The following is a 19,943-nucleotide window of genomic DNA, read 5'->3' as shown; positions in this document are numbered from 1 at the left end:
CCGCATCAGCCGTTATCGCCTTGCGGCGCGCCGGTTCGCGGAAGCTTGAACAGGCTCCGCGGGCGGCACTATAGTGGATAAGTGGGCGCTTGCCCGCGTCGCCGTGGGCCGAGCGCAGCATCTTGCAGCGCCGGCGTGCCGGTTTGATAAGGGGACATGCATGCAAACGGTAAGACAGTTGTTGGACAGCAAGCCAAATCGGGCTCTGGTCTACGTGACGCCGGACAGCACGGTGTTTCAGGCGCTGCAGGTGATGGCGGAAAACGATATCGGCGCGGTGCTGGTGATGGAGGAGGGCGGCATCATCGGCATCTTCTCCGAGCGCGATTATGCGCGGCGCATCGTGTTGCAGGGCCGTACCTCGGCCGGCACCAAGGTGCGCGACATCATGACCAGCCGCGTGGTCTACGTGACGCCCAGCCAGACCTTGGACGACTGCATGGCGCTGATGACGGAAAAGCGCATTCGCCACCTGCCGGTGCTGGAAGGCCGCGAGGTGATGGGCATGCTGTCCATCGGCGATCTGGTGCGCGCCACCATAGAAGAGCAGGAGCAGGTGATCAATCACCTGGTCCATTACATTCAGTCCGCCTGAGCCCGGCGAACGGAGCCGCGCGCTCAGCCCAGCGGCGCCAGCCGCTGGCGCAAGGCCTTCAACGCCGGCGCGATGCGCGCGCGCATCGCGTCTTCATCCAGCGCGAAGGCCGGCCCGCTGGCGTTCAAGGCCATCGGCGCCTGGCCGGGCACGGCCAGGTGCACGCCCACGGCCATCACATCCGGTTCGTATTCTCCGAAAGACGCTGAATAACCCTGGCGCAGATAGGCTTGGCGGGCCTCCTCCAGGCGCGCGCCTATTTCCTTCCATTCCGCGCCGTAACGCGCGGCCAGCAGCGCTTGCAGCTTGAGCTGTTCCTCCGCCGGCAAGCCGGCGTAATACGCGCGGCCGATGGCGGTGGTGGCCAGCGGCACCCGCGAGCCCACCGTCAGCTGCACAGAAATGCGTGCCGGGCTGCGGCAGGTTTCCAGATACACCATGTCGCTGCCGTCGCGCAGCGCCAGACTGATGGACATGCCTTGCTCCTGCGCGAACTCGCGCATCAGCGGCCCGGCGATCTGGCGAATGTCGTAGCTGGATAGAACCGTGGAGCCCAGGGCCAGCACCGCCAGCCCCAGCCGATAGCGGCCGTTGTCCTCGTCCTGAGCCAGATAGCCCAGCCGGGTCAGGGTGTAGCTCAAACGCGACACCGTTGACTTGGGCAGGCCGGTACGCTTGGCCAGTTCTTGGTTGGACAGCGCCAGTTCGCCGGGGCGGAATGCCGCCAATACCTCCAGCCCGCGCGCTAGCGCGGTGACGAACAGCCGGTCCTTGTCCGTTTCCAAATCCATTGAATCCATCTTGTTTTGTCAGCCTCAATTGGGGTGAGTATCGCTGGCGGGCGTCGAGTTTCGCAAAATCGCTTTACATCCGTCCAGACGGTGTTTTAGTCTATTCTGCAATGTGAAACCAAGTTCCGCAATGCGGAACAAGTAACGCGGAGACAGAAACTATGGCAGCCCCCTCCAGTCGCGCGCCGTTCAGCTGGGACGATCCTTTGCTTTTGGCCGAATGCCTGAGTGAAGAAGAACGCATGGTGCAGCAGAGCGCTCATGACTACTGTCAGGACAAGCTGTTTCCACGGGTGTTGAGCGCCAATCGCGAAGAGCGCTTCGATCGCGAAATCATCAACGAGATGGGCGAGCTCGGCCTGCTGGGCTGCACCATCGAAGGCTATGGCTGCGCCGGCCTCAGCCACGTGGCCTACGGCCTAGTGGCGCGTGAAGTGGAGCGGGTGGATTCCGGCTACCGTTCGGCGATGAGCGTGCAGTCCAGCTTGGTGATGCATCCGATCTGGGCCTACGGCTCGGACGCGCAGAAGGATAAATACCTGCCGCGGCTGGCCAGCGGCGAATGGCTGGGCTGTTTCGGCCTGACCGAGCCGGATTCCGGCTCTGACCCGGCCAGCATGAAGACGCGGGCGCGCAAAGTGGACGGCGGCTATCTGCTCAATGGCAGCAAGATGTGGATCACCAACAGCCCGCAGGCCGATGTGTTCGTGGTCTGGGCCAAGGACGACGAGGACGAAATCCGCGGCTTTGTGCTGGAGAAGGGCATGGCCGGACTGTCCGCGCCCAAGATCCACGGCAAGTTCTCGCTGCGCGCCTCCATTACCGGCGAGATCGTGATGGACGACGTGCTGGTGCCGGAAGACGCCATCCTGCCCGGCGTCAAGGGCTTGAAAGGGCCGTTCGGCTGCCTGAACAAGGCGCGCTACGGCATTGCCTGGGGCGCGCTGGGCGCCGCCGAATTTTGCTGGCACGCGGCGCGCCAGTACACGCTGGACCGCAAGCAGTTCGGCCGTCCGCTGGCCGCCAATCAATTGATCCAGCTGAAACTGGCCAATATGCAGACCGAGATCACGCTGGGCCTGCACGCGGCGCTGCGCGTGGGACGGCTGATGGACGAAGGCAAGGCCGCGCCGGAAATGATCTCGCTGATCAAGCGCAACAACTGCGGCAAGGCGCTGGACATCGCCCGGCTGTCGCGCGATATGCACGGCGGCAACGGCATCGCCGACGAATTTCATGTGATCCGCCATGTGATGAACCTAGAGGCGGTCAACACTTACGAAGGCACGCATGATGTGCATGCCTTGATTCTGGGCCGAGCCCAGACCGGTATTCAGGCATTTGCCTGATAAGCCGGCGCGGTCGGGAGGCCGGCCGCGCCGTTATTCCTGTCTGTCCTTGGAGGCCCGGCTTGCCGGGCCGCTTTTTTTTCGATGGGCTGCATGTAGCGGGAGACGCAGATGACGGGCGCGCTGGAAGGCATCAAGGTATTGGATTTGTCCAGGGTATTGGCGGGGCCGTGGACCGGCCAGTTGCTGGCCGATCTGGGCGCGGAAGTGATCAAGGTGGAACGCCCGGGCTGCGGCGACGATACCCGGCAATGGGCGCCGCCCAGCTTGCCGGACGGCACCGCCGCCTATTTCCTGTGCGCCAACCGAGGCAAGAAATCGCTGACCGTGGACATCGCCAAGCCGGAGGGGCAGGAAATTGTCCGCCGGCTGGCCGCCGACGCCGATGTGCTGATCGAAAACTACAAGGTGGGCGGGCTGGCCAAGTATGGGCTGGACTATGCCAGCCTGGCCGAACTCAATCCGCGGCTGGTGTATTGCTCGGTCACCGGCTTCGGCCAGGATGGGCCGTACGCGCAGATGGCCGGCTACGACTACATCGTGCAGGGCATGTCCGGCCTGATGAGCATCACCGGCCCGGCCGACGGCGAGCCGCACAAGGTGGGGGTGGCGGTCACCGACCTGTTCACCGGACTCTACGCCGCCAACGCGATCCAGGCCGCGCTGTGGGCGCGGCAAGGCAGCGGGCGCGGCCAGCATATCGACATGGCCTTGTTCGATTGCGCGCTGGCGATGCTGGCCAACGTCAATATGAACTGGCTGGTGGGCGGCGCGGTGCCGCCGCGCCTGGGCAACGCCCATCCCAATATCGTGCCCTATCAGGTGTTCAAGTGCGCCGGCGACGGCCACTTCATCCTGGCCTGCGGCAACGATCGTCAGTTCCGCTCGGTGTGCGAGTTGATCGGCAGGCCGGAACTGGCCGATGATGCCCGCTTCGCCAGCAATCCGCAGCGCGTCGCGCACCGGGATGAACTGGTGCCGCTATTGGCCGCCGGTTTCCTGGCCCAGCCGCGCGACGCCTGGCTGGCGCGGTTGGATCAGGCCGGCGTGCCCTGCGGGCCGATCAATACCGTGGACGAGGCCTTCGCCGATCCGCAAATCCGGCACCGTCAGATGCAGATTGAATTGCCAGGCCCGGATGGCCTGGCCGTGCCGCTGGTGGCCTGCCCGATCAAACTGTCGGACACGCCGCCGCAATATCGCGACGCGCCGCCCCGGCTGGGCCAGCACACCGATGCCTTGCTGGAGAAGGCCGGCTACGGTGCCGACGACATTGCCCGCTTGCGCGGGGCGGGCGTGATCTGACGCAAATAAATGCCTTTGGCATGGTTTGGGTCTGGGTGCCGCGTGCGGATTCGTGCGAAAATGCGCGGTCGAGTTGCCGCCGGCGGTCTGAGCCGGGGCAAGGTCCACCGCTTGTTCAATGAAATGCCTAGCGTGAAGAGCCGCTTCTTTGCCGTCTGTTGCCTGTTTGCCGGGCTCTTGTCCTGCGCCGCGGCCTACGCCGCCTTGCCGGCCGCGTCCAAACCCGTCGCCTTGCCGGCTGCGTCCAAGCCCGCGGCCAAGCCGATGGCTTCGGCGCCCGCGGTCAGCGTGGTGGATAAGCTGGCCGAGGCGCAGCAGGCGCTGGATCAATTGGAAACCATCAAGCTGGACAAGCTGCCGGCCGGCGTTACCCCGGGCGAGCTGTTGTTTCGCCGCGCCTTGCTGGAACGCTTGGTGGCGTCCTACGCCTGGCAGCTGGATCTCGCGGGAGAACGCGATCAGAGGCTGAGGCAGCAAGCCGAGGCCGAAGAGGCCTTGCGGAACTGGAGCGGCTTCGCGCAAGCCGGCCCCTATCCGGTGTCCTTGGTGGAGGGCTTGCGCAGCCGACTGCAGACCGGCGGCTGGGAAAAAGATACCCAGCAGGCGCAGCAGCTGATGTTGTCGCAGATGCAAGAGGCGATGCGCAACAGCCTCAAGCTCAACGAGGTAAGCCTGCGCCAGGCGCGAGAGCAACTGGAAGGGGCCGCGGCCGGCGAGGCCGAAGCGCTGCGCTGGCGGATGGAGGGCGCGCGCTGGCGCCGCGACATCAGCGCGTCGGAATTGCTGCAGTTCGACGCCTTGGGGCAGGTGCTGCGCATCCGCCAGCAGACTTTGCAGGCGCAGTTGGACTTGTGGCGGAGACAACTGGATGGTATCGGCAAACAGGTCCGCTTCCAGCCGGCGGAGCTGGATGGAGTGCAACGGAGGCTGGGAGAGGAGCGCCTGCGCCTGGAGCGGGAAATGGGCGCGCATGAGCTGCGCCGCCGCCGGGTCAAGGCCGAGCTGGAGGAGTTGGAGCGGCAGCTGAGCGCCGTGAAGCAGAAAAAGGACGCACCAGCGCAGGCCGCGCTGTTACAGGATTTGATCCAGCGCACAGTCGAGCAGCGCCAGGCTCTGGACAATAGCGACCTCGCGGTGCAACTGATGCGCATCCGCCAGGAGGCTAACTCGCAGGAGGGCGGTATCTGGGAGTACCGCTACCAGTTGTACGCCGGCAAGGCCGCCAATCTGGCCGAAGTGGCCAGCGCCAGCCGTCAGGCCGGCGAGGAATTGGGCGCGGTGCGCGACTACCTGCAAAAAGAGGCGGAGCTGACCATGGCCAAGATGGCGGATGTGCAGCATGACATCGGCCTGGATCGCGGCGGCGGCCACGCGCTGGCGATGCTGCAGCTGCTGCGCCAGCGGCTGGACATCGTCAACGCCGCCCAGCAGCCGGTGCAGGCGGCCTTGACCGGCATTTTGCTATTGCAGCAGGAGTTCGACGTCGGCGCGCCGGCGGAGGGCACGCCGCAGGAAGTGTCGCGCCGCTTGAGCGAGCGTGTGTTGCAGGCGGCGCGGGCGCTGTGGAATTATGAATTGTTCAGCGCCGACGACAGCGTGGAGATCAACGGCCAGAAAGTGCAGGCCACCCGCAGCGTGACCATAGGCAAGAGCCTGGGCGCCATTCTGGTGTTACTGATAGGCTACGCCGCCAGCACCGCGCTGCTGCGCGCCTTGCGGCGCTTGGCCACGGGTAGGCTGGGCGTCAGCGAGGCCTCGGCCAATATCTGGTGGCGCTGGAGCTATGTGTTCGTGATCGCGCTGTTGGTGATCTTTGCGCTCAATCTGGTCAAAATCCCGTTGACGGTGTTCGCCTTCCTTGGCGGCGCATTGGCGATCGGCATTGGCTTCGGCACCCAGAACCTGCTGAAGAACCTGATCAGCGGGGTGATGCTGCTGGTGGAGCGGCCGCTGAAAGTGGGCGATTTCGTTCAGGTCGGCGGCATCAGCGGCACCGTCAGCAGCATAGGGCTGCGCTCTTCGGTGGTGCGCGCCGGCGACGGCATCGAGACGTTGATTCCCAACTCCACCTTTGTGGAGAGCGCGGTGACCAACTGGACTTACAGCAACCGGCGGATTCGCCGGAAAATCGCCATCGGCGTGGCTTACGGCAGCCCGCCGCGCGAGGTGTGCAATCTATTGCTGGCGGAGGCGGAGCGCCATGGCGTGGTGCTCAAGGAGCCGCCGCCGCGGGTGCTGTTCAGCAACTTCGGCGCCGACGCGCTGGAGTTCGAGCTGGAGTATTGGCTGGACATCGGCGAAGCCGATTCCGTGCTGGTGGCCAGCGACCTGCGCCATATGATAGACGGCGCGCTGGCCAAGGCCGGCATCGAACTGCCCTTTCCGCAGCGCGATGTGCATTTGCAACAGGATGAGCCTTTACAGATTGAAGTCAGACGCGGGCCCAGCGGGCGGGCGGCTGACAGTTTTTAAACGGTTGTTTGATTTTTGATCGCGCGCCATGCAACATGCATGCGATATGGGGTGATTTGAACCTGGCGCGCGATTAAGGAGATGCAGTGGAACGCGATTACATGGAATACGATGTGGTGATCGTCGGCGGCGGGCCCTCCGGGCTGACCGCGGCGATTCGCCTGAAGCAACTGGCGGCGGAGCAAGGCCGGGAGGTCAGCGTCTGTCTATTGGAGAAGGGCTCGGAAATCGGCGCCCACATCCTGTCCGGCGCGGTGATCGAACCGCGCGTGCTCAATGAGCTGATTCCGGACTGGAAGGAAAAAGGCGCGCCACTGAACACCGAGGCCAAGTCCGACCGCTTCCTGTTCCTGACCGAAACCGAATCCATCCAGCTGCCGACGCCGCCGCAGATGCACAATCACGGCAACTACATCGTCAGTCTCGGCAACTTCTGTCGCTGGCTCGGCCAGCAGGCCGAAGAACTGGGCGTGGAAATCTACCCTGGTTTCGCCGCCGCCGAAGTGCTCTATCACGAGGACGGCTCGGTCAAGGGCGTGGCCACCGGCGATATGGGCATAGGCAAGGACGGCGAGAAAACCGACGCCTGGCAGCCGGGCATGGAACTGTGGGCCAAGCAGACCATTTTCGCCGAAGGCTGTAGGGGCTCGCTGACCAAGACGCTGTTCGAGCGCTTCCGTCTGCACGACGGCGCCGATCCGCAAACCTACGGCATCGGCATCAAGGAATTGTGGGAGGTGCAGCCGGAACTGCATCAGCCGGGCAGCATCACCCATACCGTGGGTTGGCCGGTGGATACCGCCACCTATGGCGGCTCCTTCATGTATCACCTGGAGAATAACCAGGTGGTGGTCGGCTACGTCATTGGCCTGGATTACCAGAATCCTTATTTGTCGCCGTTCGAGGAATTCCAGCGTTTCAAGACCCATCCGGCCATCCGCAAGGTGTTCGAAGGCGGCCGCCGCCTGTCCTACGGCGCGCGCGCGCTGACCGAGGGCGGCCTGCAAAGCCTGCCGCGGCTGACCTTCCCCGGCGGCCTATTGGTGGGCGATACCGCCGGTTTCCTCAACGTGCCCAAGATCAAGGGCACCCATACCGCGATGCAGTCGGCGATGCTGGCGGCGGAGGCGGTGTTCGAGCTGCTGGGCGAGGAACAGCCGGCGCGCGAAGCCAGCGCCTACAGCCAGAAATTCAAGCAAAGCTGGCTGCACGAGGAATTGCACCGGGTGCGCAATATCCGGCCCTCCTTCCGCTGGGGCCTGTGGCCGGCGATGATTTATTCGGCGCTGGACACCTTTTTGTTCCGCGGCAAGGCACCGTGGACGCTGCGCCATCACCAGGCTGACCATCAAAGCCTGAAGCCGGCCGACGAATGCACGCCCATCGCCTATCCCAAGCCGGACGGCGTGCTGACCTTCGACCGCCTGTCCTCGGTGTTCATCTCCAACACCAACCATGGCGAGGACCAGCCGCCGCACCTGAAGCTGAAGGATGCCAGCGTGCCGGTGCAGTTCAACCTGGCCAAGTACGACGCGCCGGAACAGCGCTACTGCCCGGCCGGGGTCTACGAGATCGTCGGTCGGGAAGAAGGCGAGCCCAAGCTGCAGATCAACGCGCAGAACTGCGTGCACTGCAAGACCTGCGACATCAAGGACCCGACCCAGAACATCGTCTGGACCGTGCCCGAGGGCGGCGGCGGCCCCAATTATCCCAATATGTAAGCGGGATGATTTGGCGAAACCCCGGAGCGTGCTCCGGGGTTTTTCTTGACAAGCCGGGCCGATTGTTGGCAGCATGGTCGACATGACCCAATCTTTCGCCTTCTTCAACAGCTATTTTTATTGGTACCGCACACCGGCGGCGCCAAGGGATGGCTGTGAACTGAAAGATTGACCCAGCACTAGCAAGATTCCCGATAAATGCCGCCGCGCTACCGGCGGCATTTGTTTTTCCTCCCCGAAATACATGACCTCCGGAAGCCAGGCCAGACCCCAGGAGGTCCGTCCCATGAATGAAGTCAGCGATGCCGCGCAAATCGCGCGCCAGTCTTGGTCCCTGCTATGCCCCAGCGATGCGGTGCCGGTCAGAGTGTTGACCGACGGCGAGCGCTTCGCCAACCACCCGGCGCCGGATGCGGCGCCGATCAGCGCCGCGCGCCAGTCCGGCGATGTGCTGGAAAGCCAGCTGCCGCAACTGCGCGCGATGGCCATGTTGCTGGCGGCGCAGCGCTGGCGCGAGCAGGGTGGCGCAACGCCGGCGCGGCTGGCCGACGCGGCGGACTGGCTGGCGGCGCGTATCCTGCTGCTGGGGCTCAGCCATGTGTTGGTGACGGTGGAGGTGTTTTCCCGGCTGGATCTGGCGAACCGACGCTGTCGCGCATGGTCGGAACAAGCCGGACTGCCGTTCACGCCGGCGCTGCCCATCCTGGTGGCGGACGCCGGTGGCGAGCTTTGCCTGCAGGCCTGGAGCCGCAGCGCCGAAGTGGCGCTGTCGCTGGCGGGTGGCAGGGTCAGGCTGGCGCGGCATTGCGAGCGGCGCTTGCAAGCCTTGCTGGCTAGAGTATCTTGATAATTGTTTCGCATGAATTTTGAGCCGGGGAGGCAAGATGTCGCTGGAAGTGATCACGCAAGAAGACGAACGCAAACTGAATAATCTGACCCTGGTGGTCTATATCCTGCAGGCGGTGAGTCTGTTTGTCGGCCTGACCGGCTTGGTGGCGGTCATCATCAACTACGTCAAGCGCGACGATGTGCGCGGCACGCGTTATGAAAGCCATTTCAACTGGCAGATCCGTACCTTCTGGTGGGCCTTGCTCGGCACGGTGCTGGGCGTGGCGCTGGCCTGGATCCTGGTGGGTTTCGTGATCCTGGGCGCCACTTGGGTATGGTATGTCTACCGCATCGTGCGCGGTTTCCTGAATTTCAACGACGGCAAGCCGATGCCGGAGTGAGTGTCCGCTGGACAAAAAGAGCGGGCGCGGGCATATGCAATGCCCGGCGCCCGAAAAGGTTCTGCGCGAACCGGAAAATAGGCGGCTGGCGCGCCGCTGGTTTTTGAAGGCCGCCTATATGCTAAACCCCGCGCCTGACCGCCCCCAGCAAAACCCGGCTGGCGCTTGCGCCATGTCAAGCCAGGGGCGCGGGCATGGCCAGCGCGCCGCGGTTTTGGCACAATGCGCAAGCTGTTTGAACGAGGGGCGCAATGCAAGCCGATGATTTGCAAAGCCTGGTGACCCGGGCCATGCCGTTTGGCAAACACAAGGGCACGCTGATCTGCGATTTGCCCGGCAACTATCTGAACTGGTTCGCCCGCGAAGGCTTTCCACCCGGCGAGATTGGCCGTCTGCTGCAATTGATGCAGGAGCTGGACCATAATGGCCTAACCTATCTACTTGATCCGATAAGAAAGCGCTGAAGCATGGCAATCCAATGGTTCCCCGGCCATATGAACAAGGCCCGCAAGGACGTGGCCGAGCGATTGAAAGACATCGACGTGGTCATCGAGATGCTGGACGCGCGGCTACCTGCTTCCAGCGCCAATCCCATGCTGGCGCGCATGGCCAAGGGTAAGCCGCGGCTGATGATTCTGAACAAGCAGGACTTGGCCGACGCCGCCGCCACCCAGCAATGGCTGGAGTGGTATCGCGCCAAGAAAAACACCCAGGCGCTGGGCATGGACGCCGGCGAGCGCGCGCCGGCGCAAAAGCTGGTGGCGGCCTGTCGTGAACTGGCGCCGACGCGCGGCGGCCTGGAAAAGCCGCTGCGGGTGTTGATCTGCGGCATTCCCAATGTGGGCAAGTCCACGCTGATCAATAGCATGAGCAGCCGCAAGGTGGCCAAGACCGGCAATATGCCCGGCGTCACCAAGAACGAGCAGCGCATCATCCTGGCCGACGATGTCGAGCTGTTCGACACCCCGGGCATGTTGTGGCCCAAGATCGAGGTGGAAGAGGGTGGCTACAATCTGGCGGCCAGCGGCGCGGTGGGGCGCAATGCGATGGACGAAGAGGAAGTGACGCTGGAGTTGCTCAAGTATCTGATACAGCACTATGTGCCGGAATTGAGCGCCCGTTACAAGCTGGACGACATCGCCGGCCTGCAGGATTGGCAGGTGCTGGAAATGATAGGCCGCAAGCGCGGCGCGGTTCAGTCCGGCGGCAAGATCAATGTGCAGAAGGCCGCCGAGCTCGTGCTGACCGATTTTCGCGACGGCAATATCGGCCGCATCACGCTGGAACGGCCGGAAGAATGGCTGGCCTGGGAAAAGCGCGCCAAGGAATTGGCCGCCATCCGCGCCGCCGAGCGCGAAGCCCGGCAGCAGGAGCGGGACAGCAAGAAGTCCGGCCGCCGTTGAGCCTGAGTCCATTCTTGTTCGCCCAAGCGCGGCCCATTGCGGGCCGCGCTTTTTTTTGCCGCCTCAAAGCGGCTGGCAGGGTTCGCTGAAACCATAGCCCACGCCCCTGGCGGCAAGAATGGGATTGTGTTGCGGCGCGATGCCGCTGAGCTTGCGCCGCAGGCGGCTGATCAGGGTTTCCAGCCGGCGTTCGTCGTAATGCAGATAATTGGCGCCCAGCGCCTCGGCCAGCTCGCGGCGGTGGGCCGGCTCCGGCGCCCGCCGCAACATGGTGGCCAGCACCTGGTGTTCGGCGTGGGTCAGGTGCAATTGCTGGCCGTTGGGCGCGGTCAGCATGCGGTTGGCGGCATGGTAGCGCCAGCCCGCGGAGCGGGCGGGAGCGTTGCCGTCCAGCCGCCGCAGCACGCTGGCCAGTGTGGCCAGCAGTTCCGGCAGCGGCGTCGGCTTGACCAGATAGGCGTCGGCACCTTGCTGCAGCCCCTGCACCTTGTCGTCCAGCGCGCCGCGCGCGGTGAGCATGACCTGGCCCAGGCCGGGATGGCTGGCGCGCAGCCGCCGGCTCAGCTCCAGGCCGTCCACATCGGGCAGGCCCAGATCCAGGATTAGCAAGCGGCAGGGGTGTTCGGCCAGATGGCGCTCCAGGTCCTGGCCGCAGGCGAAGCCGGCGGCTTGATAGCCGCTGCGGCCGAGCTGGAACAGTAGTTCCTCGCGCAAGTCCGGATTGTCTTCAAGCAAGGCTATATTGATCATGAACGGCTTTCGGTAGATGCAAGATGAAGCTGGCGCCGTGGGGCCAGTGCGGGTCCAGGCCTAGTTCGCCGCCGTGCTGGACGGCGATGCGCCGCGCCAAGTGCAGGCCCAGGCCCAGGCCAGGGCGGTTGCTGGTTTCCGCCAGCCGGGTGAAGCGCTGGAAGATCGCTTCTTCCTGGCCTGGGGCGATGCCGGGGCCGTGATCGCTGATTTGCCAGACGATGTGATCGCCGCGATGGTGGATGCCGATCTGGATAGGCGTGTCCGGATGCGCGTACTTCAAGGCGTTTTCCATCAAGTTTTGCAACAGCACAGACAGCAGTTGCGCGTCGCCGCACAGCGGCATGCTCGGCCCGCCGCTTTGCAGCCAGAAGCGGCCTTGGGTGCCGGCTTCCAGGTGTTCCAGCGTCTGCCGGGTCAGTTCCAGCAAATCCAGTGACTGGCTGTGCAGGCCGGCGTCGACCACGCCGGCGCGGCCGTGCTGTTCCGCCAGCAGCATCAATTCCTGCATGCGCTGCAGCGCGCGCTGGATGCGTTCGTGGCGGGCTTGGCGCTGGGCCTGCACCGCTTGCGCCGGCTCATCCTCCTCCAACAGGCGCAAGCTGCTGCTGGCGGCGTCTATGATGGCCACCGGGGTGCGGATTTCATGGGTGATCATCGCCAGCAGATCGGCCTGCTCCTCGCGCGCCTCGCGCTGGCGCTGGCTGTCGGCCTGGGCCTGGCTGGCCTGGTGCAAGGCCTCGATGCGCTCGCGTTCCAGCGTGCGCATGCGCAGGAACAGGCCGATGTAGAGCAGGGTGATGGGTGGCAGGTCCGCCAGACGGCCGTATTCCTGAATCCAGGATTGATAAGGGATGTGGCCCAGGTGCAATAACAGCGCGGGAATATTGAGTGCCAGATTGGTGGGCAAGTGCAGCGCGATCAGGCGGTCGCCGCCGCCGTTGCGCTGCCACAGCCGCCAGCAGATCGGCATGCTCAACAAATTGATGACGATGATGGCGTACAGGGTGAGCGGGATGCTGTAAGCCAGGCCGTAGGGCCAGAACAGCGCGCAGGCGATGGTGGCGGCGCCGGTGGCCGCCTGCAGCTGGTACAGGCGGTAAGTGCGTGGATGGCCGTCCTTCAGTCCCAGCAATTGGGCGAAGTAGGCGCAGCCGAAGATGACGGCGGCGCCCAGGCCGATGTAGTTGCACAGCAGCGCGATCTTGGGCTGCTCCGGGAACAGCAGCAGCCTGGCCATGCCGTCGGTGGCGAAGCGGTGGCAGGCCACCGCCAGGATGTAGCCGAACAGCTTGGCGTGCTGCACTTGGCGGATGATCAGCCAGGCCGCCAGCGCAATCAGCACCATGGTCAGCATATAGCCGTAGATCAAGCCCAGCTGCAGCAGGCGCTCATTGTGATGAGCGACCAGCTCAGGTTCGCTCCACAGGCGCGGTTGCGCGTTCAGCGTCAGCGACTGGACTTTGATGAAGACGGTTTGCTCGCGCGGCTGCAGCGAAAAACCGGCGGTGCTCAGCGGAAGCTCCATGGTGGACACCGGCAGCCAGGAACCGATGTCCTTGCGCTGCCAGCCGCCGCCCGGCAAGGGCTGATACAGGCTCAAGCGCGCCAGATAGCTGGGAATCAGCTCCAGCCAGGGCTGCGGAGGCAAACCCTGCAGCTTTAGCCGCAGCCAGCACGTATCGTGGCCATAGCCGCGCGCCAGCTTGCCGTCTGGCAGCGGCTGGAAGCGCGCTTGCCAGTCGGGGCTGGAAATCTGTTCTATGCCCAGGCTGGCGTCAGCGCTGCAAAAAGCGCTGGCGTCCCGTTCGCTGAACGGACGAAAGCCGGCTTGCGCCGCATGGGCGGCGAAGAACAGGCACAGCAATAGCAGTATCGGCAGCGCGCGAGGCATCGGCTAGGCGGCGAGGAGTTTCAGATGGGGCGACATTGTGACGGCAATGTCATTTTTTGTCAGTGGCTATCAGTAGCTATTATAAAAATTAAACACTATATATTTCGCATAATCAATAACGGTTTTTTAATTGTTTATCTTGGCTGGTAAGCGCGAGCAGCGCCCGACGGCGGTCAAATGGCAGAGACGGGGTGGATGCCGCGCGGGCAAGTCCGGCGGAACGCGAGGGGGGGCTCAGGCCAGGGTGTCGATGATGCCGCTGTCGAGATTGCTTTGCATCGCCTGGCCGGCGAGTTCGGGATTGCTGCGCAATACCGAGGCCCAGGCATTGCTGAGGCCGGCGCTGCTGCTACTGCCGCCGCCCAGCAACTGGCCGACCACTTGCTGATCGCTGCTTTGCTGCGCGGTATCCGCGGCGTTGCCGCCGTTGCCGACGCTGAGCAGGCCGCCTTGCAGGGTACCGGCCTGGGTGAAGCTGTTGAGCAAGCCGGCCGCGTTATAGCTGGGGTCGCTAGCGCTGGCGCCGCCCAGTGTCACGATGGCGCTGGCGTCCGCCGCCAGCTGCGCGGCCTGGACCGTCAGTTCCGGCGAAGCTTGCGCCGACTGCTGCACCGGCGAGGGCGCGACGCCGCCATTGAGCAAGGCGGCGCTGGCCAGCGAGATCTGCGCGGCTTGGGTGATGGTGCTGCTCATGACGAATCCAGATGGAGACGGGAACTGACTGAGTTATAGCCGCCGCGCGGCGTTCCGCGCCATGGCTAAAGTATTGCCAGATATTGCGGCTCAGCGGCGCAGCCAGAACAGGCCGATGAGGGCGATCAGCGCGGCCATGGCCTGGCCCAGCCACACCGTCCAGTGCTTGCCCGGCTCCAGGCAGGCTTCTTCGGGATTCTGCGGGTTGTAGAACACCTGCACGGCCTGGCCGGCCGGATAACGCTGAACGATGTCCCGTGCCTGCTGCTCGCTGCCGCCGTAGCCGGGGTTGGGGAAGCGCAGTTGCTGCGCGTGGTGGACGCTGCCGGCCACCAGGTATTCATAGCGCACGATGGCGCGGTACTCCTTGCGGTCCGAGCTGTCGCCGCCGCGCATCTGGCGCCAGTCCACTTCGCTGGAGACGATCTTGCCGGCCGTGCTGGGCCAACTGGCGGCTTGCTGCGCCTTGGCAGACTGCTGCCATAGATAGATGGAAATGGCCGCTCCGATGGCGATCAGCAGCAGGGCGATGACTTTCTCGCTCATGGGACGCGCGCGCCGCGTTGAATGCGCCGGCGCGGCAGCGGCAGCCGCGCGCGCAGCCGGTACAGCAGCGCCCAGCCGAACAGCGCGCTCAGCGCCGCCAGGATGAATTTGGCGCTGCCGATATCGCTGTCGCCGCCCTTGATCAGCACCGATTCGGCCGGGCTGCGCGGATTGTAGTAGACGGTGATCGCCTTGCCGGCGGGGAAGCGCCGGGTCAGATCGTCGGCGTTGCTGCGGTCGCCGGGCAGGGCCTTGTCGACGGCGAACAGCCGGTCGCTGTGGTAGACCTGGCCGCGCACCGTGTACAGGTATTGCACATAGGGCTGCCAGTAGAATTGGTCCGGGTGTTCGGCGCTGGACACCACCAGCATGCGGCTGCTTTCGACATGGCCTGGCGCATTGCGCCATTCCCGCAGCTGATGCGGCGTCAGCAGGATGGCGATCAGGCCCAGCAGGCTGGCCAGGAAGGCCAGCATCAGCGCGCTGAGCCGGGCTTGCGGCGATAATCTCATCGGGTTCAGACCGCGTGGCCGGGGTGCTCGAACCAGGTCAGCAGGATGGCCTGGGCCGCCACCTGGTCCAGCGCCGGCTTCTGCTTGCGGCCGCGCACGCCGGCTTCTTCCAGCATGGATTCGGCCACCACCGAGGTCAGCCGCTCATCCACCAGCCACACCGGCAGACCGTAGCGGCCCTTCAGCCGGTTGGCGAAGCGGCGCGCCAACTGCGTCATCTGGTGCTCGGTGCCGTCGATATGCATGGGCAGCCCCACCACCAGCTGAGCCGGCTGCCATTCCGCGATCAAGGCGGCGATGGCGGCGAAGCGCGCATCGTTGATTTCGGTGTCTATGGTGATGAGCGGATGGGGAATGCCCACGATGGTGTCCCCAACGGCGACGCCGATGCGGCGCTCGCCAAAGTCGAATGCCAGTGCGCAGCCTTCAGGCATGGCCGACATCCGTGGACAACAGCGAGGGATCGAAGCCCAGCAGCGCCATCGCGGCGTCGTAGCGTTCTTCGCAAGGCAGGCCGAAGATGATGTCCGGACGCGCCGGCACCGTCAGCCAGCCGTTGTCGGCGATTTCCTGCTCCAGCTGGCCGGCGCTCCAGCCGGAATAGCCCAGCGTGATCAGCATGCGTTCCGGCTGATTGTGATCCTCGGATACCGCTATCAGCACATCCTTGGACGTGGTCAGCGCGATATCGTCGGTGACCAGTAGGCTGGATTGCCAATTGCCCACCGGCATGTGCAGCACGAAGCCGCGATCCGGTTGCACCGGGCCGCCGAAGTAGATGGGCTCGGCGCGCAGCGATTCACCGTCCAATGGCAGGTCGATCTGGTCGAACAGCTGCGCCATGGCGATGCCGGAAGGCTTGTTGATGATCAGGCCCATGGAGCCGTGCTCGCCGTGCTCGCATAGATACACCAGCGAGCGCGAGAACAGCGGGTCCGCCATATTGGGCATGGCGATCAAGAAGTGATTGGACAACGATAGCGGTTCCATGCGGCCATTATGGCATAAGTGGGCTGGCTGGGTAGATGCGGCTGCGCGACGCGCAACAGGCCCGCGCGCGACGCGCAGCCGGAGCGGGCAACTGCTAAAATGCCGATTTTCGCCCTGCCATTGCGAGGACATTTTGCGTCTCACCCACATCAAGCTTGCCGGTTTCAAGTCATTCGTCGACCCCACCAGCATTGCCGTGCCCGGCCAACTGGTGGCGGTGATCGGCCCCAATGGCTGCGGCAAGTCCAATGTGATAGACGCGGTGCGCTGGGTATTGGGCGAATCCTCGGCCAAGCAGTTGCGCGGCGAATCGATGCAGGACGTGATCTTCAACGGCTCGTCCACGCGCAAGCCGGTCAGCCGCGCCTCGGTGGAACTGGTGTTCGACAACGGCGACGGCGCGCTTACCGGCGCCTGGGGCCAGTACGCGGAAGTGGCGATCAAGCGAGTGCTGACCCGCCAGGGCGAATCCAGCTACTTCATCAACAACCAGCAGGTGCGTCGCCGCGACATCACCGACCTGTTCCTCGGCACCGGTGTCGGCGCGCGCGGTTACGCGGTGATCGAGCAGGGCATGATCTCGCGCATCATCGAAGCGCGGCCGGAAGAACTGCGCGCCTATCTGGAAGAAGCCGCCGGCGTGTCCAAGTACAAGGAACGCCGCCGTGAGACCGAACACCGCATCGCCGACACCCGCGCCAATCTGGAACGCATCGCCGACTTGCAACAAGAGCTGGAGCGTCAGGTGGAGCGCCTGTCCGAGCAGGCGGAAGTGGCGGCCCAATATCACGACCTGCGCGGCGCGCTGACCCACAAGCAGAACCTGCTGGCCTTGGCGCGGCGCGAAGAAGCGGCGCGCAACGAGGCGGCGGCGCGCGCCGAACTGGCACGAATCGAAACCGAGGAAGCGGCGCTGGAGGCTGCGGTCACTCATCTGGAGGCCGAATCCGAAACCGTGCGCGAAGGGCATTTCGCCGCCAGCGATGAAGTGCACGAAGCGCAACAGCATTTGTTCGAAGCCAATGCGCAGCTGGCGCGGCTGGAAGAAGCCCAGCGCCACCGCGAGCAGAACCGCGCCCGAGTGGACCGCGAACTGGGCAGCGTGCGCACCGAGCGCCAAGTGCTGGCCGAGGGCCGCGGCCAGGTGTCGGCGGAGCTGGACGACTGGCTGCCGCGGCGCGAAGAAGCGCAGATGCGGCTGGAAGAAGCGCAGATGACGCTGGAGGACGGCGCAGACGAACTGCCCACCGCCGAGGCGGAATACCGCGCCATCGAACAACACTTGAACGGCTTGACCGCGCAGCAGGCCAATCTGAGCCGCGACCGCGACCTGTCGCGCCAGAAACTGGAGCATCTGCGCCGTGGCCTGGAACAGCTGTCCAGCCGCGAGGACGCGCTGCGGCGTGAACTTAGCGATCTGAATCTGCCGGATCAAGCGCAGCAGCAAGCCGCCGCCGCCGAGGTCGAACGCGCGCGCGGCGCCTTGGACACGGTGCGGGCGCGGCTGGTGGCCGACGAGGCCAAGCAGGCCGACCTGGCGGCAGAGCGCGAAAAGCTGGACGAACAACTGGCCGCGCTGCGCGGCGAACAGGCGCGCGCCGAGGCCGAGGCAGCCGCCCTGGCCGGCATGCTGGCGCGTGAAGCGGCCAGCGAGCAACTGGATGGATGGTTGCAGCGCCAGGGCCTGGCCGATGCGCCGCAGTTGTGGCAAAGCCTGCAGGTGGAGCCCAAATGGCAGCCGGCGCTGGAGGCGGCGCTAGGGGAGCGCCTGGCCGCGCGCGCCGCAGCCTTGTCCGGAGAACCGCCGCCGGCGGCGCTGGCGTTGGCCGACGGCGGCGTCCGCAGCGAATGGCTGCCGGAGCGTCCATGGCCGACCTTATTGCAGCAAGTGCGCGCCGCCGACGCTTTTGTGCCGGCCTTGCAAGACTGGCTGGCCGGCATCTACCTGGCTGATTCGCTGGAGCAGGCGCAAGCGCTGCGCGAGCAACTGCCGGCAGGCGCCTGCCTGCTGACGCCGGAAGGCCATCGCGTTTACGCCGCTAGCCTCTGCCTGCACGCCGAAGCCGGCGGCGACGGCCTGATGGCGCGCAAGGCGCTGCTGGAAGCGGCGCAGGCGCGCCTGGACAGCCTGCTGCCGGAAGTGGGCGCCTTGCAGCAGCGTCGTGAATCCTCGCAGAGCCGCAGCGGCATGCTGGCCGAAGCGGTGCGCGCGCAAAAGGGCGCGCTGACCCGGCTGGAAGCGGAACTGAACGCAGCCACATTGGAACACGTCAAGCTGGACCAGGCCGCGCGCCAGGGCGCGGCGCGTCTGGCGGCGATCGAGGCCGAGCGCAGCCGCATCGCAGAAGAGCGCGAACTGGCCGGGGAAGGCATGGCCGAGGCCGAGATGCTGGGCGAAGAGGCGGCGCTGACGCTGGAGGAACTGGCGGTACAGCTGGAAGACATGCGTTTGGACCGCCTGAACGCCGAAACCGGCTTGCAACTGGCGCGCAACAAGACCCGCGACGCCGAGCGCATGCTGCACGAAATCAAGCTGGAAATGAGCACCGCCGAGCAGAAGGTGGCCGAGCTGGCGCGGCGCGGCCGCGAACTGGACGAGCGCGATCAGCAATTGGCCGAGCGACTGGAAACCCTGGCCGAAGAGGCCGAGGCGGTGGAAGAGGCGGTGCCGGAAGAGGCCTTGCAACTGGCCTTGGCCGAACGCGAGCAGCGTGAACAACGGCTGGGCGCGGTGCGTGACCGGCTCAACGGCCTGACCGAGAGGCTGCGCGAGTTGACCCAGCAGCAGCAACAGGCCAACGCCGCTTTGCCGGCGCTGCGCGAATCGCGCTCGGACTGGCTGCTCAAGCACCAGGAAGCGCGGCTGGCGATGGAGCGCTTCGCCGAAGAACTGGCCAGCGCCGGCGCCGACGAGGCCGCCTTGATGGCCGATCTGAGCGAGGCGGTGAAGCCGAACGCGCTGGCCGCAGAAATCGCGCGGCTGGCGCGCGCGCTGGAAGGCCTGGGCGCGGTCAACCTGGCGGCGCTGGAAGAACTGGATGAAGCCCGCAAACGCGGCGATTACCTGGCCAGCCAGTCCGAGGACCTGACCCTGGCGATGGCGACGTTGGAAGAGGCGATCGCCAAGATAGACGGCGAAACCCGCGAGATGCTGCAAGCCACTTACGACGCGGTCAACACCAAGATGCGCGAGTTCTTCCCCACGCTGTTCGGCGGCGGCCGCGCCGAGCTGGTGCTGACCGGAGAGGACTTGCTGGATGCCGGCGTGCAGATCATCGCCCAGCCGCCAGGCAAGAAGAACAGCACCATTCACCTGCTGTCCGGCGGTGAAAAGGCATTGACCGCGATGAGCCTGGTGTTCTCGCTGTTTTCCCTGAACCCGGCGCCGTTCTGCCTGCTGGACGAAGTGGACGCGCCGCTGGACGACGCCAATACCAGCCGCTTCTGCGACCTGGTCAAACAGATGTCGGAGCGCACCCAGTTTCTCTATATTTCCCATAACCGCCTGACCATGGAAATGGCGGAGCAACTGGTGGGCGTCACCATGCAGGAGCAGGGGGTCAGCCGCATTGTGGCGGTGGACATTGTGGAAGCATTGAAAATGCGGGAAACCGCCTAAGAACCTGTTTACGATCTTTTTGTAAGCGATAATGGGCTAGTGAAGAGAAAATTCTACCCAAGCGACATTAGTCG

18 protein-coding genes are annotated in these 19,943 nt (G+C 64.9%); 10 read left to right on the top strand and 8 right to left on the bottom strand.

The window, feature by feature from the left end; genetic code table 11:
• The first annotated feature begins 160 nt into the window (after window positions 1-160).
• Window positions 161-595 carry a CBS domain-containing protein gene (locus VI26_RS21115; protein ID WP_048411740.1) on the top strand — a complete coding sequence of 145 codons (435 nt, stop codon included), beginning with the start codon at window positions 161-163 and terminating at the stop codon, window positions 593-595.
• 23 nt (window positions 596-618) lie between these two features.
• On the opposite strand, the gene VI26_RS21110 is transcribed toward VI26_RS21115, so the two are convergent.
• Complete coding sequence (locus VI26_RS21110) at window positions 619-1,386, bottom strand: IclR family transcriptional regulator (RefSeq protein WP_048411739.1); 768 nt, start codon at window positions 1,384-1,386, stop codon at window positions 619-621.
• A gap of 161 nt (window positions 1,387-1,547) precedes the next feature.
• Between VI26_RS21110 and VI26_RS21105 the strand changes: the two genes are divergently transcribed.
• The 8 genes from VI26_RS21105 (at window position 1,548) to ylqF (ending at window position 10,865) form a co-directional block, all read left to right on the top strand.
• Window positions 1,548-2,735: an acyl-CoA dehydrogenase gene (locus VI26_RS21105; protein WP_048411738.1), complete on the top strand. Its 1,188-nt coding sequence runs from the start codon at window positions 1,548-1,550 to the stop codon at window positions 2,733-2,735.
• Window positions 2,736-2,846: 111 nt separating this feature from the next.
• On the top strand, window positions 2,847-4,040 hold the full coding sequence (locus VI26_RS21100) for a CaiB/BaiF CoA-transferase family protein (protein WP_048411737.1): 1,194 nt from the start codon (window positions 2,847-2,849) through the stop codon (window positions 4,038-4,040).
• Window positions 4,041-4,100: 60 nt separating this feature from the next.
• Entirely contained in the window at window positions 4,101-6,512 is a 2,412-nt protein-coding gene (locus VI26_RS23445) for a mechanosensitive ion channel domain-containing protein (RefSeq protein WP_197081559.1), read from the top strand.
• Between the two features lie 101 nt (window positions 6,513-6,613).
• Entirely contained in the window at window positions 6,614-8,233 is a 1,620-nt protein-coding gene (locus tag VI26_RS21090; protein ID WP_048411757.1) for an electron transfer flavoprotein-ubiquinone oxidoreductase, read from the top strand.
• 286 nt (window positions 8,234-8,519) lie between these two features.
• On the top strand, window positions 8,520-9,080 hold the full coding sequence (locus VI26_RS23440) for a hypothetical protein (RefSeq protein WP_053074571.1): 561 nt from the start codon (window positions 8,520-8,522) through the stop codon (window positions 9,078-9,080).
• A gap of 37 nt (window positions 9,081-9,117) precedes the next feature.
• A complete protein-coding gene (locus VI26_RS21080) occupies window positions 9,118-9,462 on the top strand; it encodes a DUF4870 domain-containing protein (protein ID WP_231581078.1) in 345 nt (114 codons plus the stop codon).
• Between the two features lie 251 nt (window positions 9,463-9,713).
• On the top strand, window positions 9,714-9,926 hold the full coding sequence (locus tag VI26_RS21075; RefSeq protein ID WP_019100859.1) for a DUF3820 family protein: 213 nt from the start codon (window positions 9,714-9,716) through the stop codon (window positions 9,924-9,926).
• 3 nt (window positions 9,927-9,929) lie between these two features.
• Complete coding sequence (gene ylqF, locus VI26_RS21070) at window positions 9,930-10,865, top strand: ribosome biogenesis GTPase YlqF (RefSeq protein WP_048411736.1); 936 nt, start codon at window positions 9,930-9,932, stop codon at window positions 10,863-10,865.
• Between the two features lie 63 nt (window positions 10,866-10,928).
• Here the strand turns inward: ylqF and VI26_RS21065 are convergent, their stop codons facing one another.
• The 7 genes from VI26_RS21065 to VI26_RS21035 form a co-directional block, all read right to left on the bottom strand.
• Complete coding sequence (locus VI26_RS21065; RefSeq protein ID WP_048411735.1) at window positions 10,929-11,615, bottom strand: response regulator transcription factor; 687 nt, start codon at window positions 11,613-11,615, stop codon at window positions 10,929-10,931.
• Window positions 11,593-13,509 carry a sensor histidine kinase gene (locus VI26_RS21060; protein ID WP_048411734.1) on the bottom strand — a complete coding sequence of 639 codons (1,917 nt, stop codon included), beginning with the start codon at window positions 13,507-13,509 and terminating at the stop codon, window positions 11,593-11,595. The genes VI26_RS21065 and VI26_RS21060 overlap by 23 nt, the downstream gene beginning before the upstream one ends.
• 234 nt (window positions 13,510-13,743) lie before the next feature.
• Window positions 13,744-14,202, bottom strand: a complete 459-nt coding sequence (locus VI26_RS23435) for a hypothetical protein (RefSeq protein WP_053074569.1) — start codon at window positions 14,200-14,202, stop codon at window positions 13,744-13,746.
• Window positions 14,203-14,292: 90 nt separating this feature from the next.
• Window positions 14,293-14,748 carry a DUF3592 domain-containing protein gene (locus tag VI26_RS21050; protein ID WP_048411733.1) on the bottom strand — a complete coding sequence of 152 codons (456 nt, stop codon included), beginning with the start codon at window positions 14,746-14,748 and terminating at the stop codon, window positions 14,293-14,295.
• Window positions 14,745-15,260: a DUF3592 domain-containing protein gene (locus VI26_RS21045; RefSeq protein WP_082151194.1), complete on the bottom strand. Its 516-nt coding sequence runs from the start codon at window positions 15,258-15,260 to the stop codon at window positions 14,745-14,747. Before VI26_RS21045 ends, VI26_RS21050 begins: the two co-directional genes overlap by 4 nt.
• Before the next feature lie 5 nt (window positions 15,261-15,265).
• The gene (gene ruvX / locus VI26_RS21040) at window positions 15,266-15,694 is read right to left on the bottom strand and encodes a Holliday junction resolvase RuvX (protein WP_369799220.1); all 429 of its coding nucleotides are present in this window, start codon (window positions 15,692-15,694) and stop codon (window positions 15,266-15,268) included.
• A complete protein-coding gene (locus VI26_RS21035) occupies window positions 15,687-16,250 on the bottom strand; it encodes a YqgE/AlgH family protein (protein WP_048411730.1) in 564 nt (187 codons plus the stop codon). Before VI26_RS21035 ends, ruvX begins: the two co-directional genes overlap by 8 nt.
• A 133-nt stretch (window positions 16,251-16,383) precedes the next feature.
• Between VI26_RS21035 and smc the strand changes: the two genes are divergently transcribed.
• Complete coding sequence (smc, locus tag VI26_RS21030) at window positions 16,384-19,869, top strand: chromosome segregation protein SMC (protein WP_048411729.1); 3,486 nt, start codon at window positions 16,384-16,386, stop codon at window positions 19,867-19,869.
• The last annotated feature ends 74 nt before the right edge of the window (window positions 19,870-19,943 follow it).

The organism is Chromobacterium sp. LK1 (genome assembly GCF_001043555.1).
Classification (GTDB): domain Bacteria; phylum Pseudomonadota; class Gammaproteobacteria; order Burkholderiales; family Chromobacteriaceae; genus Chromobacterium; species Chromobacterium aquaticum.
The sequence above is the reverse complement of the archived record's forward strand: the minus strand, read 5'-3'. Positions and strand labels throughout refer to the sequence as shown.

Excerpts from the sequence above, each read along its gene's own strand:
- VI26_RS21060 (WP_048411734.1), bottom strand. The coding sequence starts at position 13,509 with ATGCCTCGCGCGCTGCCGATACTGCTATTGCTGTGCCTGTTCTTCGCC.
- VI26_RS21050 (WP_048411733.1), bottom strand. The coding sequence starts at position 14,748 with ATGAGCGAGAAAGTCATCGCCCTGCTGCTGATCGCCATCGGAGCGGCC.
- VI26_RS21100 (WP_048411737.1), top strand. The coding sequence starts at position 2,847 with ATGACGGGCGCGCTGGAAGGCATCAAGGTATTGGATTTGTCCAGGGTA.
- VI26_RS21065 (WP_048411735.1), bottom strand. The coding sequence starts at position 11,615 with ATGATCAATATAGCCTTGCTTGAAGACAATCCGGACTTGCGCGAGGAA.
- ylqF (WP_048411736.1), top strand. The coding sequence starts at position 9,930 with ATGGCAATCCAATGGTTCCCCGGCCATATGAACAAGGCCCGCAAGGAC.
- ruvX (WP_369799220.1), bottom strand. The coding sequence starts at position 15,694 with ATGCCTGAAGGCTGCGCACTGGCATTCGACTTTGGCGAGCGCCGCATC.
- VI26_RS21080 (WP_231581078.1), top strand. The coding sequence starts at position 9,118 with ATGTCGCTGGAAGTGATCACGCAAGAAGACGAACGCAAACTGAATAAT.
- VI26_RS21090 (WP_048411757.1), top strand. The coding sequence starts at position 6,614 with ATGGAATACGATGTGGTGATCGTCGGCGGCGGGCCCTCCGGGCTGACC.
- VI26_RS21105 (WP_048411738.1), top strand. The coding sequence starts at position 1,548 with ATGGCAGCCCCCTCCAGTCGCGCGCCGTTCAGCTGGGACGATCCTTTG.
- VI26_RS23435 (WP_053074569.1), bottom strand. The coding sequence starts at position 14,202 with ATGAGCAGCACCATCACCCAAGCCGCGCAGATCTCGCTGGCCAGCGCC.
- VI26_RS21115 (WP_048411740.1), top strand. The coding sequence starts at position 161 with ATGCAAACGGTAAGACAGTTGTTGGACAGCAAGCCAAATCGGGCTCTG.
- VI26_RS21075 (WP_019100859.1), top strand. The coding sequence starts at position 9,714 with ATGCAAGCCGATGATTTGCAAAGCCTGGTGACCCGGGCCATGCCGTTT.
- VI26_RS21110 (WP_048411739.1), bottom strand. The coding sequence starts at position 1,386 with ATGGATTTGGAAACGGACAAGGACCGGCTGTTCGTCACCGCGCTAGCG.
- VI26_RS21035 (WP_048411730.1), bottom strand. The coding sequence starts at position 16,250 with ATGGAACCGCTATCGTTGTCCAATCACTTCTTGATCGCCATGCCCAAT.
- VI26_RS23440 (WP_053074571.1), top strand. The coding sequence starts at position 8,520 with ATGAATGAAGTCAGCGATGCCGCGCAAATCGCGCGCCAGTCTTGGTCC.
- VI26_RS23445 (WP_197081559.1), top strand. The coding sequence starts at position 4,101 with ATGCGCGGTCGAGTTGCCGCCGGCGGTCTGAGCCGGGGCAAGGTCCAC.
- VI26_RS21045 (WP_082151194.1), bottom strand. The coding sequence starts at position 15,260 with ATGAGATTATCGCCGCAAGCCCGGCTCAGCGCGCTGATGCTGGCCTTC.